Source organism: Crossiella sp. CA198 (genome assembly GCF_052078295.1).
Lineage (GTDB): Bacteria > Actinomycetota > Actinomycetes > Mycobacteriales > Pseudonocardiaceae > Crossiella.
In genome coordinates, this window is the sequence record NZ_JBQJIM010000006.1 from 15,475 (window position 1) to 30,056 (window position 14,582).

Sequence of the window (14,582 nt, forward strand, 5' to 3'; positions counted from 1 at the left end):
CGCCCGTTCCGGGGGCTTCGCCGGCCCGCTCAGTCCCGCCGGGAGCGGAACAGCCCGCGCAGCAGCAGTCCCACGGCCGCGCCAATGCCCAGCAGGGCGGCGGTCTGCCGGGGCGCGGGGCCGCCACGCACCTCCACCACCGGCCGGATCACCGCGGGCGGCGGTGGCTGGATCGGCTCCGCGGCCAGGTTGTCCCGCGCGGTGGCGGTCCAGGCGGTGACGAAGAGCAGGAAGCGGGAGACCAGGTAGATGAAGACCAGCAGACCCAGCAGCGAGCCGAAGGCCGCGCCCGCCGGGCTGGCGCTGATGCTGCGCAGGTAGATGCCGCCGACCTGCTTGAGCAGCTCGAAGCCGATGGCCGCGGCCAGCGCGCCCTTGAGCGCGCTGCGGGCGCTGACCCGCTTGCGTGGCAGCCAGGCCAGCACCCAGAGGAACACGCCGAAGTTGGCCGCCACCGACAGCAGCACGGCCAGGCCGATGAACAGCACCCTGGGCAGGCCCTGGTTGTGCAGGCCGACGAGGTCGAGCAGGTCCTCGGCGAAGCCCTGGGCCAGCGTGGTCAGCCCGAAGCTGACCACCAGCGCCAGGCCGAGGCCGATCAGGGACAGGAAGTCGACCAGGTAGGTGCGCAGCAGCGGCAGCTCCTCGCGGGCCTGGCCCCACTGCGCGGTGATCGCGTCACGCAGGTTGGTCATCCAGCCGATGCCGGAGTACAGCGCGACCGCGAGACCGATGATGCCGACCGCGTACCGCTGGTCGATCGCCTGCTGCACGGCTTTGGTCAGCGTGTCGCTGAGCGCCTTGTCCGGCACCGCGGCGGCCAGTTCGGCCTTGGCCTGGTCGAGCAGCTCGGTGTTGCCGGAGAGCACCAGACCGGCCGCGGCGAAGGCGACCATGAGCACCGGCACCAGCGAGAGCACGCTGAAGTAGGTGATCGCGGCCGCGTAGTGGTCGCCGTAGCGCTCCTGGTAGCGCCCACCGGCCCGGACGAGGTGGTCCAGCCAGGGGAAACGCTCCCGCTGCCTGCCGAACCAGGACGGCTTCTCGGTGCTCACCCCGGAACGCTAACCGGGGTGAGCCGGCACTGCTTGATCAACTCACCCGCGCGGCGCAGTCAGCCGCCCAACGGGAGGAAGCCGACCTTCTTGTAGACCTTGGCCAGCGTGCGGGCGGCCACGTGCCTGGCCCGCTCCGCACCGCGCTGCATGATCTTGTCCAGCTCGGCCTTGTCGTCCAGGTACGCCTTGACCTTGTCCTGGATCGGGGTGACCCACTCGATCACGACCTCGCCGAGGTCCTTCTTGAAGTCCCCGTAGCCCTGCCCGGTGTACTGCGCCTCCAGCTCGGCCACGGTCTTGCCGGTGAGCGAGGAGTAGATGGTGAGCAGGTTGGAGATGCCCGCCTTGTGCTCGGCGTCGAAGCGGATCTCCCGCTCGGTGTCGGTGACCGCGGAGCGGATCTTCTTCGCCGAGGCCCTCGGGTCGGCCAGCAGCTCGATCACGCCCGCCGGGACCGACTTGCTCATCTTGGCCGTCGGTTCCTGCAGGTCGTAGATCTTGGCCGTGCCCTTGACGATGTGCGCCTCGGGCACGGTGAAGGTGGGGCTGTACCGGGAGTTGAACCGGTTGGCCAGGTCGCGGGTCAGCTCCAGGTGCTGGCGCTGGTCCTCGCCCACCGGCACCCGGTTGGCCTGGTACAGCAGGATGTCCGCGGCCTGCAGGATCGGGTAGGTGAACAGCCCGACGCTGACGTGCTCGGCGGCCTGGCGGGCCGACTTGTCCTTGAACTGGGTCATCCGCCCGGCCTCGCCGAAGCCGGTCAGGCACTGCATCACCCAGCCCAGCTGGGCGTGCTCGGCCACGTGGCTCTGCACGAACAGGGTGGCCCGCTCCGGGTCGATGCCCAGCGCGAGCAGCTGGGCCACCGAGACCCTGGTGCGCTGGCGCAGTTCGGCCGGGTTCTGCTCGACGGTGATCGCGTGCAGGTCGACCACGCAGTAGAAGGCGTCGTGGTCCTCCTGCAGGGCCACCCACTGCCGCAGCGCACCGAGGTAGTTGCCGAGGTGGAAGGAGTCGGCGGTGGGCTGGATTCCGGAGAGCACCCGGGGACGGGGCTCGGCCACGGGGGTGGACACGTCGCTTGGCACGCCCGCGATTCTCGCAGGTGCCGCGATGGCCGTGGGAGCTACGGGTTGATTCGCTCGTTGGCCGGGTCGACCTTGGTCTGCCCACGCAGACCGCGCACCACCCCGGCGACCATGCCGCCGACGCCCAGGGCGACCGCGACGATCGGCACCAGGCCGGTGGTTCCCACCGACGCGGCGACCGCGGCCTGCGCGGTCTCGCCTGCGTCGGCGACTCCGGAGGCGAGAAGACCGGTTGCCGGGACGACCACGAGCGTGGTGATCACGCGCGGGACGGCACGAGCGATGCGGCTGCTCACGAGCGTTCCTCCCAAAGCACGGTTAACCCGTTCGAGTGAGGGTACCTGTGGTTCTGCGGGGAAAAGCTACCGAACGTGTCAACCCGCTCATATTTGCCGCCGGTTGCACCTTCGTTACGTGAGGCAGAGTAGCGGGCTGGTGACAACCCGCTTTCACCCGGCTACTTGATCATCTACTGGGCATACGTGGTAGTGCGCTGTCGCGCGGGCCGGTGCACCGCGGCCGCGATCGAGTGAAGCTGCTGGACAGTGCGGGCCGAACCATGCTCTGACCCGGCCATACGGCTGATCGTCTCCTCCATCAGGGTGCCGCCGAGATCGTTCGCGCCGCCGGTGAGCACGTCCGCGGTGCCCTCGTCGCCGAGCTTGACCCAGGAGCACTGGATGTTGCGGATCCGCCCGTGCAGGGCCAGCCGGGCCATCGCGTGCACGGCCCGGTTGTCCCGCCGGGTCGGGCCGGGACGGGCCACCCCGGCGAGGTAGATCGGGGCGTTGCGGTGCACGAAGGGCAACGGCACGAACTCGGTGAAGCCGCCGGTCTCGTCCTGCAGCCTGGCCAGCGTGCGCAGGTGCCCGAGCCAGTGCCCGGGGTGGTCGACGTGGCCGTACATCATCGTGGAGCTGGAGCGGATGCCCAGTTTGTGCGCGGTGCCGACCACCTCCAGCCAGGTCGCGGTGGGCAGCTTGCCCTTGGTCAGCACCCAGCGGACCTCGTCGTCGAGGATCTCCGCGGCGGTGCCGGGGATGGTGTCCAGCCCCGCGTCACGCAGCTCGGTCAGCCACTCCGCGATGCTCACCCCGGCCTTGGTCGCGCCGCTGACGATCTCCATCGGGCTGAACGCGTGCACGTGCATGCCGGGCACCCGGGCCTTGATCGCGCGCACCAGGTCGGCGTAGCCGGTGACCGGGATCTCCGGGTCGATGCCGCCCTGCATGCAGATCTCGGTGGCGCCCTCGTTCCAGGCCTCCTCGGCACGGTCGGCGACCTGCTCCGGGGACAGCCGGAAGGCGTCCGCGTCGCGTTCCCGCTGGGCGAAGGCGCAGAAGCGGCAGCCGACGTAGCAGACGTTGGAGAAGTTGATGTTGCGGTTGACCACGTAGGTGACGTCCGCGCCGATCACCTCGGCGCGCAGCTGATCGGCCAGCCTGGTCATGGTCTCCAGCGCCGGGCCGTCCGCGGTGAACAGGGCCAGCGCGGCGGCGGCGTTGCGCTCCGCCAGCAGCGCGGCCGGATCGGACTCGGCCAGCCGTAATCCGGCCCGCACGTCCTCGTCCAGCCGCTCCGGGGTGACCGCGCCACCGGCCTGGCTGCGCAACTCGTCCCAGTCGCCGTAGACGGAGTCGAAGTCGCCGCGGCGGTCCCCGGTGCGGCCCTCGGTGTCGATGCTGGTGTTCAGGTCGACCCGGCCGGTGCCGGTCAGTCCGCCGTCGGGCTCCTGCCACTCGTGCCCGACCACCGGCGCGGCCATGTCGGCCAGTCCGCCCGGCTGGGCCAGCGCGGTGATGTGCGGCAGCACCCGGACGTCGAACCAGGGCTGACCCTGGCGGACGAACCTCGGGTACGCGGTCAGCCGCTCGACCAGGGTGAACCCGGCCTCGGCCGTGGTCGCGGCCAGCGATTCGATCTGCGGCCAGGGCTTCTCCGGGTTGACGTGGTCGGCGGTCAGCGGGGACACGCCGCCCCAGTCGTCGATACCGGCCCGCAGCATCAGCAGGTGCTCGTTGCCGACCAGGTTCGGCGGCGCCTGCACGCTCACCCCCGACGGCATCAGCAGCCGGGCGACCGCGACGGTGGCGGCCAGCTCGCGCAGGTCGGCGTCGGGCGCGTGCATCATCGCGGTGCCCGGCTTGGCCAGGAAATTCTGCACGATGATCTCTTGGATGTGCCCGTATTGCCGGGCGATCTGGCGGATCGCGAGCAAAGATTCGGCGCGCTCAGTGAGATTCTCGCCAATGCCGATCAGGATGCCGGTGGTGAACGGCACGCCGACCCGGCCGGCGTCGGTGATCGAGCGCAGCCGGACCGCGGGCTCCTTGTCCGGCGAGCCGTAGTGCGGGCCGCCCGGCTCGCTCCACAGCCGGGTCGCGGTCGTCTCCAGCATCATGCCCATGCTGGGCGCGACCGGCTTGAGCCGCTGGAGTTCCTCCCAGCTCAGCACGCCGGGGTTGAGGTGCGGCAGCAGCCCGGTCTCCTCCAGCACCGCGATCGCGCAGGCGCGGACGTAGTCCACAGTGGAGGAATAACCGCGTTCGTCCAGCCACTCCTTGGCCTGCGGCCAGCGCTCCTCCGGCCGGTCGCCCAGGGTGAACAGGGCTTCCTTGCAGCCCATGGCTGCGCCCTGGCGGGCGATCTCGAGCACCTCCTCACGTTCGAGGTAGGCGCCGGGCACCCGGTGCGGGACGGTGACGAAGGTGCAGTAGTGACAGCGGTCCCGGCACAACCGGGTCAGCGGGATGAACACCTTGCGGCTGTAGGTGACCAGGCCCTCGCGGCCCTCGGCCCGCAGATGCGCGTCCCGCACAGTCGCCGCGGCGGCCAGCAGCTGCTCGAACTCCTCGTCCCGCGCGGCCAGCAGCACCGCCGCCTCCGCCGCGTCCAGGCTGACGCCGTCCCTGGCCCGCCGAAGCGCGCGCCGGATCGCCGATGGACTGGGTCGCTGATCATCCGCGGTCACCACAGCAGCCTAGGCACCGGTGGTGACCGGAGGGAACGACGCGCGGGCCGAGGGCGTCGTACCAAATATCACCGAGAATTCGGGAATAAGAAACCAGGGAGTCCCGATGCGACGCGGCTGTGATCAGTCGGCGTAGGTCACCGTGACGGGCGAGTGGTCGGACCAGCGCTCGGCGTAGGTCGCGGCGCGCTCGACCACCGCGGTCCGGGCACGTCCGGCCAGTCCCGCGGTGGCCAGGTGGTAGTCGATCCGCCAGCCCGAGTCGTTGTCGTAGGCCTTGCCGCGGTAGGACCACCAGGTGTACGGCCCAGGCCCCTCGGGCTGGAGCGCGCGGTGCACGTCCACGTAGCCGCCCTCGCCCAGCACTCGCCCCAGCCAGGCCCGTTCCTCGGGCAGGAACCCGGACTCCTTCTGATTGCTCTTCCAGTTCTTGAGATCAATCTCCTGGTGCGCGATGTTCCAGTCCCCGCAGACCAGCACCTCCCGCCCCTCGGCCGCGGCCTTCTCCCGGCGCTCGATCAGGTAAGGCAGGAAGGCGGCCATGAACCGCTCCTTCTCGTCCTGGCGCTCGGTGCCGACATCACCACTGGGCAGGTACAGACTGCCGACGGTGAGCCCAGGCAGATCCACCTCGGCATAACGCCCACTGCGGTCGAACTCGGCCACGCCACTGTGCCCGTCTTTTTCGGCTCCGCCGAAGCCAATCCGCACGGCGGAGGGCTGTTCCCGGGTCAGCAACGACACCCCCGCCCGCCCCTTCAGCTCGCTGTGCGCGTGCACCACATGCCAGCCCTCGGGTTCCCGCACCTCCTCGGTCAGCTGCCCCGGTTCGGCCCGCACCTCCTGCAGACACACCACCTGGGCGCTGGTGGCGGCGAGCCAGGGCAGGAAGCCCTTCTTGGCGGCGGCACGCAGGCCGTTGACATTGACGGTGGAGACGGTCAGCACGGCGCGAGGGTAACCACCACCCCCGACAACCCCCAGCCCACCACGCGGGAACCACGGCCGGAGCGCCCCGTGGCGGGGGTGACGGTGGGGGTGCGCTAGGCTGGGCGGGACGGAGCCCGCTGACGCTGGTCAACGGGGTCCGTCCACCGGTCCGGGTGGCGGAATGGCAGACGCGCTAGCTTGAGGTGCTAGTCCCCGAAAGGGGGTGGGGGTTCAAGTCCCCCCTCGGACACTCACTTACCCCACGGATTCGCGAACTGTGGGGTTGATCTACGTCGGGATTAGTTCTTCGTGCCCCGACGGCAGTGCATCCCGGTTACTGACTACTGCTTGTGCCCGACGACCTGTCCCAGCACCCCCTGCGCTCCAATCCAGTTCGAGCGCGGGTTGGCCAAGCACCGCCAACTGGCTGACTATCGCTGGTTGTGCCAGCCGCCGCAGATGTCGACTCTGGTTACCACAGACGATCTCCAGCCCGTGCCGACGAAGGTGCTCGGCGACAGTGAGCGGTGCGTCCTCGGCGGCCTGGAGGTCTCTGAACAGGCCGGACAGAGCCTCGACGAGAAGATTCTCGCGGACGTAGATGTTGCGCGCCGCTCCCACGGGCCGGGGCGTGCCGCTGGTGTAGCCGTGGCGACAGCGGTAGCCAGGTCGGTCGTGAACCCAATGCGCGTCCATCCGACGACCACACACCTCGCAGACCACCAACCCGGCCAACATGTACTCCCGCCGGTCGCCGTTCTTGGTGAGCCGTCCAGCCCGGATCCCCTGGACCGCCACGAACATGGCCTCATCCACCAACGGGACGTGAGCCAGGCTCTCCGACACCTCCCACTTCTGGACCGGATTCACACTCACCTTCCCGGCACCTCGGCCACCGACGCGTCCACCAGCGCCGTGGCCCTTGCTGCCCTGCCGGTTCCACACCTGGCGGCCCGTGTACCGCGGATTCTCCAGAATCTCCGCCACCGTTCGCACAATCCATCGCTGCCCCGACCGATGCGGATTCCGCGCCCGATCCACACTCGACGGACACGGCACACCACGCTCATTCAACTCCCGCGTCAGCGAAGCCACCGACCGCCCACTGGAACGCTGAGCGAACATCCACCGCACCCACGGCGCGGTCACCGGATCCGGCTCCAGCACATGCACCCGCCGACCCCATCTCGCATGAGTGGCGTTCGGGTGCGGTCCGCCATCAGCCAGCCGGTACCCATACGGTGGACGACCACCGAGAAAGCGGCCCTGCAGCCGGGTCTGCGCACGCATGGCTGCCACCACCCGCTGCCGCGCCCGCGCGACTTCCCGCCGAGCCTGAGCACCCAAGAGAACCATCAACGCCTGGTGCACCGGGCTGTCCAACTCCACCGGACCACCAGCCTCCGGCAACCACACCTGCACACCCAGCGCACTCAACCGCCCCAGCACCTGCCGGAACTGACCACCTGCGAAAGCACGCTCATACTCACCCACCACAACCGCGTCAAACTCACGATCCCGCCGCTCTGCGGCCGCCAGCAACGCCGAGGCCGCCGGCCTGTCCCACCACGACCACCGCCGCGACCGACCCTCATCGAAAAACTCGACCACGACCTCGCCGAAGCCTTCAACCAGCTCATCCGATACCGCCCGCTGCCACGCCCGGGATGTCTGCGGATCCTGGAACTCGCTGGTCGACATCCGCCCATAGAAGGCGAACCGCATACCGCAGCCGTTCGCCCCGCCGGAAAGTCGCACCGAGCCGCGACGGCGAGCGGCGAGGGCTTCCACGAACTCCGCACCGGTCAGCGCCGTCATCTCGGCTCCCTTCGCTGCTCAGAGTCGAGACAGCAGCCGGGCGCGCCGCATGACGTCGGAAATTCCGGTACCACCCGAACAGACCAGGCCATACCAGACACACCAGCTTCGGCTGGGTTACCGACTACCAGGACTGCTGCCGACACCACGGCCGGATGTCCCACCCCGGGTTTGATGGAGACATCGAACACCCGGAGGATTCGCAGTCGTGGCGGCACCACGGAAATACCTGGACGAGTTGCGTGAGCGGGCGACGCTTCTGGCGGTTGGGGCCAGGCGGGACCCGGCCTCGGCCGGTGGGGCGGTCAAGCGGATTGCGGACCAGCTCGGTGCCCCCTCCCGAAGCGTTGCGGATGTGGGTGAAGCAGGCCGAGACCGATGAAGGAGCACGGCCGGGAACGACCTCAACGGAAGCGGCCAGGATCACTGAGCTGGAACGCGAGGTGCTTGAGTTACGCCGGGCGAACCAGATCCTGAAGTCAGCGGCGTCTTTCTTCGGGGCGGAGATGGACCGTCCATCACGATGAAGGTCGAGTTCGTTGACTCCCAGCGGACAGAGCATGGTGTCCAGCCGGTCTTGGAGGCCATTGAGGGGACGCCTGCCGAAATCGCACCGTCTACCTACCACGCCACCCTGGCCCGTCCCGAGTCCGCCCGCACGGCATGGGGCCAGGTGCTGGCCGAGAAGATCGAGCAGGTGCACGAAGCGAATTACAGCGTCTACGGGGCCAGGAAGGTCTGGGCGGAGCTGAACCGGCAGGGCACGGTGCATGGTCGAACGGCCCATGCGTGACAGCGGGCTTCGCGGACTGTTGCGGGAAAAGTCCCCGCGCACCACCAAGTCGGCCGCCGAGACCGGACGGCCGGGTGATCTGGTCGAACGCGACTTCACCGCCACCGGCCCGAACGAGTTGTGGGTCGCGGATCTGACCCATGTCCGCACTGCCGCCGGCTGGCAGGTCGCCACCAGCCCTGTACACCGACCTGACCCTGGACGCACTGCACGCCGCCGGGCCGAGGGCGCGGACCTGGCGGACCTGGTCCAGCACAGCGACCGCGGAGTGCAGTACCGGGCGATCCGCTACACCCAGCGGTTGGCCGACACCGGCGCGGTCGCCTCCGTCGGTTCCAAGGGCGGCTCCTACGACAACGCGCTGGCGGAGGCGTTCAACTCGTTGTACAAGGCCGAACTCATCCGTAACCGTGGCCCCTGGTGTGGCCTTGACGACCTGGAAATCGCGACTGTCGAGTACATCGACTGGTTCAACAACCGGCGCTTGCACGGCGAGCTTGGGCACGTCCCGTCCGCCGAGTATGAAGCACTACACACGATCACCCGTCTGGTTACCGCATCCCTGGAAACCAACTAATCCAGTCTCCATGAAACCCTGGGCTTGACACCACGTAGACCCCGGCTTCCCGGCCATCCTGGGCGACCTGGCCCTGGACCAGCTGGGCCGCGAGGTCACCGCGGCTGACTTGGAACCGCTCAACTGTACCCTGAGCCCGCTGGGCGCCGAGGTGACACCCGCGGACCGGCAGGTCGCCCTCGGCGGCGTGGCCGACTTCACCTGGTCCGTGCGGAGCTGGTGGGCGCGCCCAGGCGAGAGGACCTGTTGTTACGGGTGGCCGCGCGGCTGGAGATCGAGGCACCCTGGCAGGACCGCCGCCCGGCGCTGTGAGCCGTTGCAGCCCAATGGTTTCCGCTACCGTGATCTTGGTTCGGCTGCCGCCCGAGCTTGCCCGGCTTCGGCCCGGTCCAGCGCTACTCGGATCTTGCCGTGCTCGCCGCTACCAGTGGTGGGCAGCCGAAGCCAGGACAACTCGTAGCGGTCCAGGATGTCGTTCTTCATCGCGTCCTTGGCCAGCTGGGCCGGGTTGTTCTCGTGGTGCTTAAAGCCGTCGACTTCCACGGCCAGCAGCGGCTCGTTGGTGACCCGGTTGTACACCACGAAGTCGACGGAGGCCCGGTTCCCCACGTAGGTCGCCTGTGCCCGCGTGAGCCTGCTGCGGTCAGCCAACAGGTTGCTCACCAGCACCTGGCTCACCGCAGTCAGGTGCTGGTACCGCGGCTCGGCCAGGATCTCTTGCAGCACAGTCCAAATGATGTCCTCGGAGCGCTCGGGGATCACACCGCGCAACCGGGCCGCGAGCGCCCGCAGCCGGGGTGAGTACTCCTGGTACAGCAGGTCGAACACCGAGAGCACCGCACTGGTAGCCACGCCCTCGCCGAGGTTCTGATAGCGGATGTAGCCGACCAGGTCACGGATGTGGCGGCTGGTGGGCATCATGGCGTGGTTGGTCACCAGGATGAACCGGCGGATAGCCCGGGACACCGCCACGTTGATCATCCGTGGATCGTCCACGAAGGGCAGGCCGCTCCGGCCGCTCGCCGTCTCGTCCAGCACAGTGCTCAGCACGATCACCGGCTTCTGCCTGCCCTGGAACTTGTGCACGGTGTCCGCGACGCTGCCCAGGAGCGCCCCGCTGACCCGCTCGGCTTGCAGGCGGTAGGGCGTGGTGACACCGATCTCGGAGTCGGCCACGCCGAGGCAGTGGTCCCGGACCACTTCCAGCGCGATGACATCCACCTCGCGCTGGTTGAAGCGGCCGCCCCTGTCGGGCCGGCGCATGTGGGTGCCCTCGGCCGTCGGCACCACGAGCAACGGCCGGTCGGAGCCACTACTGGTGTACGGGATCAGCTGCTCGTCGTAGAATTTCTTGTTGCAGAACCCGATGATGGCCGGATCGCATCGGTAGTGTTCACGTAGCAAGGTGTGTGGCAGCCGGTCGCCGTGCAGCTGCCCCAGTGCCGAGAGCAGGTTGTGCTCCCGGCAGTCGTAGATGGGGTCAGGCGGCTCGAGTTCGGCCGCGGCCGCCGGCGCGATCGGGGCCAGCTGCTTCTGATCGCCGACCACCACCAGGTTGCGGCAGGCCGACATGGCCAGCGCGGCCACCAGCAGGTTGACCTGGGACGCTTCGTCGATGATCAAGTAGTCGAGCAGGACACCAGCGGCGATGCTGGCTCGTAAGGAATGGCAGGTGCTCAACAGCACCGGGTAGTCCGCGGCGAAGCCCGAGAAGGTGCCCGCGCGGCGGTAGGTGTCCTCCTGGTAAGTGGTGCGGGCCCGGCTGCGGTACCGGCGGCCGAGGTCGGCGCGCAGGGCCTGGAGCGACAGCGTCTGGTGCTCGCGCACCAGCTGGTCGAAGTCGGCTCGCCGCAGCGTGGTCTCGATCCGCTCCTGTTCCGCCGTCAGCTCGGCTATGCGCTTGTCGTAGTAGGCCCGTTGCAGCCGGAGCACCACGCTCGTGTCGCCGGGATCCAGTCCGCGCAGGGAGCCGTACCTGAAGTACCTGGTGATCCGGCGCAGCAGGCCCGGACGGGCGCCGAGGTGTTCCAGTTCGGACTCGGCCAGGTAGTCCAGGATCCGGCCGGCCGATCGCCGCAGCAGCGGCAGGTCGGTCAGCTCAGGCAGGTCGGCCTGTTGGAGGTGCTGCTCGAAGTGCCGCAACTCCAGCTGGTACGCGGCCAGCTCCTGTCGCAGTTCGGCCCGGGTGCGCTCGGCGGCCTGCAGCTGGCGCAGCCGGCGGTCGAGGGTGGCCAGCCGTTCGAGGTCAGGTGTCGGCGGCACCTGCTGCATCAGCGCGCTGACCTGGGTGTTGCGCTCAGCCTGTCCAGCGAAGAACTCCGCGCGCTTCTCCCGGCGCCCGAGGTTGGCGATCACGTGGCCGAAACCGAGTTCGGTCAGCTTGTCCCGGACGTTGTCCACCGCGGTGTTGCCAGCGGAGACCACGCCGACCGTCTTGCCCTCAACGGTGATGATGTTGGCGATCAGGTTCAAGATGGTCTCGGTCTTGCCGGTGCCCGGCGGTCCCTCGATGACCGAGACGGAGCGGGTGAGGCCGTGCTCGACCGCCTGCCGTTGGCTGATGTTGCAGCGGAACGGGAAGATCGGGGCGGCATGCAGCTCCCGCGCGGTGATCGCGCCGCCGGTCAGGAACGCGCCCAGTGCGCTCTCGGGGTGGACGAAGGTCAGCCGCTCGTAGGCAGGTTTCAGTGGATCGTCTGCGGGGACACGGCGCACGATGTCACGCCAGTACCGCAGCACGTTGCTCGCGGCCAGCTCCCGGGTGGGCGAGGTGAGCACACGGACCTGGTTGGCGGGGTAGGTGCTGTATGATTCGCCCTTCTGCCTCCGGTAGAAGATCCGGGACCACGCACCCGCCCCGGCCCGGTCGACGAAGGTCACGATCTCGGTCGCGCTTTCCCAGATGACTCCGTTGACCTCGGCCCGGTCGCCCTCCGCAAGCCGGACCGGGTCCCGTTCTGCACGCAGGATCAGCACCCGGCTCAGCCCGTACGGGTAAGCCTTGCCACTCCGGAAGGCGATCTCGACCCGGCCACCGCCGAGGAACGTGTGACGAGCCACCTTCGGCGTCTCGTCCACGAACGGCTGGGCCTGGTTCTGGCGAATCAGCACGATTTCACGTCGTGGATCGACCACACGTCCCCCCGGGTGCGACTGTACCTGGGATCGTACGTCACTCAGCGCGACCACTCAGGTACACCGTCGAGTCGGCCTACCACTGTGGAGATCCCCATACCTGACCGGCGGCGACTCACCATCCGGCGACCTTCGGCGAGTCCGTCCGCAGCCACCGGCTCCGGCGCTGTCTGAGCCAGTGGGAACTGACCGAACGGACCAGGATCAGCATTCGCACCGAGACGGAAAGTGGTCACGCCCGCAGTCCCCATGGCCAGGACCGGCGCCGGTTCTTCGTCACCGCCGAACACACCGAGGCGGAGATCCACAGGGCGGTCAGCCTGCTCGCCGGGTGCATTACCGAATTCGGTCTGTTGGGAGGCACTCGATGAGGCACCGGACCTGGGCCGACCGGCACCTCCTGATCACCGGCGGTTCCAGCGGCATCGACCTGGCCCTGGCCCGCGAACTCACCGCTCGCGGCACCAGCGTCTCGGTGATCACCCGCGACAGACCCCACCTGGCCGCGCCCTGCACCGCCCGGTGCATGATGCGGTGCTCTGCGCCGGCACGGTGCTGCGCGGCTGCTTCACCGAGCTGCCCACCGACACCTTCCACCACCACATGGCGGTCAACTCCTTCGGCACCGTCAACGCCGTCCGCAGCCTGTGCGAAGCACTGCGGGCGGAGTTGAACCGCATGGCGTGCACGTGACCGGTGCGTACCCGGCCGACATGTACGCGCCCCCGGCTGCTGGCCACCTACTGCGACCGAGCGGTGGCCAAGGCCAACCACTAGCTCACGGCCGCGCCGCTACGCCTCCGGACCACGAGACCAATGCTCCGATCGGGTTGGCAAGAGGTCGTCGCCGGGGGCTGGCACCCTGTCAGACGCCCTCGACACGCCTGACCTTGAGCCGGTTCCCGGCCGCTTGCTCGATCTCCGCAAGCCTGTGTTCCAGGGTAGGGATCACCGCGTCGTTGACAGACAGCTCCTCCTGCTCGACACGTTCTCCGGTAGTGGCCATCGCCCTGGCGAGCGGTCGCAGCAGCGGTGGCCCGTCCTTGGCAAGTTGCTCGGCCTGCCTGCGAAACTGGGATTGCTTCTCGGCTGCCTCCCACCTTTTCGGAGCTTGCTCCCATAGCTCAGGCTCCATGCCCACGGGAAACACCTCCCGTTCTGCTTCCCGCATGACGTTCCTGATGATCTCGATGCCGTAAGTGTCGAGATCGCACCACGCCGCCAGGATCGGGTCGTTGAACTTCCGGATGAACTCGATCAGCCCGTCGCTGGCGAATCCCTGCACCCAGACGCACAGCCAGCGGGCGGTGACCTCCGAAATCAGGCACGCCTGCTCGAAGCTCTCATCGTTCTCGATCAACAGGATCCCCACTGGCTGACTGTCGAGGTCACCGTGGTTCACAATGCCTTTCGCCGGAACGCTCACCCAAGGATTACCAAGGCTCGCATCGACGATGACGGACTTGAGCTTCCACAGCAGCGGGCCTCGAAGGCGCATCTCCGTGTCCGACGGGGCAGTCGCCTCGTCTACTGGCATGCCAATGAGGTTCTGGAAAGCCAGGCGTCCACTCTTGGTCCAAGTCTTCGCTCCACCGAGCGCGGTGGCCGCCAGCCCTTTCCGCCGAGTCTCGATGCCGCTCCGGTGGCGTGGCCACCACACGGCAGCAGCCCGGATTGCGGTTCCGTACGTGCTCCATGTCCCAGCCCTGGTTCGACTTCCCACTGGCACTCGCTTGGTCGGCGCTGAAGGAAGATTCAGCAGCAGGTGGTACTCCTCTTGGAGTTCAGGCACATCCCTCATCAGGTTCAGCATCTCTTGCCGCGCCACGTCCGCGGCCGCCGTGTTCGCCGCGTCGCGTGCCCGCTTCCGCTCCGATCTGGTAATCACCTCACCGAACACGCCAGAGACCAGATTGACGAGCTTCACCGGGAAGCGGCTGTCGTCGAGCCGCTGCTGGGCCAGCACGAGGTTCACCGAACGCTCGTTCACCGCGCCAATTCCGAACAGCTCCTCGATCTCCCGGCGCTCATCCTCGGTGAACCGGTCTCTGGCAAGCACCAGCGGCTTCTGTAACTTGCCGCCGTTCAACAGACGTTCGTGCAGGAAATTCAGGAACTTCGCCGGGCCAGGAAGCGCGGTCCAGCACTGCAGTTCCTCGGGTAGTTCAGCCATCAATCGCTCTGTCGGTCCTCAGATTGCCGGTGTGCTGTG

General features: G+C 68.3%; 9 protein-coding genes, 1 tRNA gene and 1 pseudogene. 3 read left to right on the forward strand and 8 right to left on the reverse strand.

Translation table 11 applies throughout. From position 1 onward, the window contains the following. Positions 1–29: 29 nt before the first annotated feature. The 5 genes from yhjD to ACTOWY_RS11270 form a co-directional block, all read right to left on the reverse strand. The gene (gene yhjD, locus ACTOWY_RS11250) at positions 30–1,055 is read right to left on the reverse strand and encodes an inner membrane protein YhjD (protein WP_441309547.1); all 1,026 of its coding nucleotides are present in this window, start codon (positions 1,053–1,055) and stop codon (positions 30–32) included. Between the two features lie 59 nt (positions 1,056–1,114). Next, entirely contained in the window at positions 1,115–2,146 is a 1,032-nt protein-coding gene (trpS, locus tag ACTOWY_RS11255; protein ID WP_441309548.1) for a tryptophan--tRNA ligase, read from the reverse strand. Between the two features lie 38 nt (positions 2,147–2,184). After that, a complete protein-coding gene (locus ACTOWY_RS11260) occupies positions 2,185–2,442 on the reverse strand; it encodes a hypothetical protein (protein ID WP_441309549.1) in 258 nt (85 codons plus the stop codon). A 173-nt stretch (positions 2,443–2,615) separates the two neighbouring features. After that, complete coding sequence (locus ACTOWY_RS11265) at positions 2,616–5,117, reverse strand: bifunctional FO biosynthesis protein CofGH (RefSeq protein ID WP_441309550.1); 2,502 nt, start codon at positions 5,115–5,117, stop codon at positions 2,616–2,618. Between the two features lie 123 nt (positions 5,118–5,240). Next, positions 5,241–6,065, reverse strand: coding sequence for an exodeoxyribonuclease III (locus ACTOWY_RS11270; protein WP_441309551.1), 825 nt, complete (start codon positions 6,063–6,065; stop codon positions 5,241–5,243). 149 nt (positions 6,066–6,214) lie between these two features. On the opposite strand from ACTOWY_RS11270, the gene ACTOWY_RS11275 reads away from it, so the two are divergent. Next, positions 6,215–6,297 (forward strand) — tRNA-Leu (locus ACTOWY_RS11275). 38 nt (positions 6,298–6,335) lie between these two features. On the opposite strand, the gene ACTOWY_RS11280 is transcribed toward ACTOWY_RS11275, so the two are convergent. Beyond that, positions 6,336–7,865: a recombinase family protein gene (locus ACTOWY_RS11280; protein ID WP_441309552.1), complete on the reverse strand. Its 1,530-nt coding sequence runs from the start codon at positions 7,863–7,865 to the stop codon at positions 6,336–6,338. 208 nt (positions 7,866–8,073) lie between these two features. Between ACTOWY_RS11280 and ACTOWY_RS11285 the strand changes: the two are divergent. Continuing rightward, positions 8,074–9,235: pseudogene (locus tag ACTOWY_RS11285) on the forward strand (IS3 family transposase). Between the two features lie 336 nt (positions 9,236–9,571). On the opposite strand, the gene ACTOWY_RS11290 reads toward ACTOWY_RS11285, so the two are convergent. Then, positions 9,572–12,346: an AAA domain-containing protein gene (locus ACTOWY_RS11290; RefSeq protein WP_441309553.1), complete on the reverse strand. Its 2,775-nt coding sequence runs from the start codon at positions 12,344–12,346 to the stop codon at positions 9,572–9,574. Between the two features lie 546 nt (positions 12,347–12,892). Here ACTOWY_RS11290 and ACTOWY_RS11295 point away from each other — a divergent pair. Then, positions 12,893–13,063: a hypothetical protein gene (locus tag ACTOWY_RS11295; RefSeq protein ID WP_441309554.1), complete on the forward strand. Its 171-nt coding sequence runs from the start codon at positions 12,893–12,895 to the stop codon at positions 13,061–13,063. A gap of 172 nt (positions 13,064–13,235) precedes the next feature. Here ACTOWY_RS11295 and ACTOWY_RS11300 read toward each other — a convergent pair whose 3' ends face one another. Then, positions 13,236–14,543 carry a Wadjet anti-phage system protein JetD domain-containing protein gene (locus tag ACTOWY_RS11300; protein ID WP_441309555.1) on the reverse strand — a complete coding sequence of 436 codons (1,308 nt, stop codon included), beginning with the start codon at positions 14,541–14,543 and terminating at the stop codon, positions 13,236–13,238. Between the last annotated feature and the right edge of the window lie 39 nt (positions 14,544–14,582).

Bases quoted from the DNA above. Each gene is read 5' to 3' on its own strand.
- ACTOWY_RS11300 (WP_441309555.1), bottom strand. From the start codon at position 14,543: ATGGCTGAACTACCCGAGGAACTGCAGTGCTGGACCGCGCTTCCTGGC.
- ACTOWY_RS11280 (WP_441309552.1), bottom strand. From the start codon at position 7,865: ATGACGGCGCTGACCGGTGCGGAGTTCGTGGAAGCCCTCGCCGCTCGC.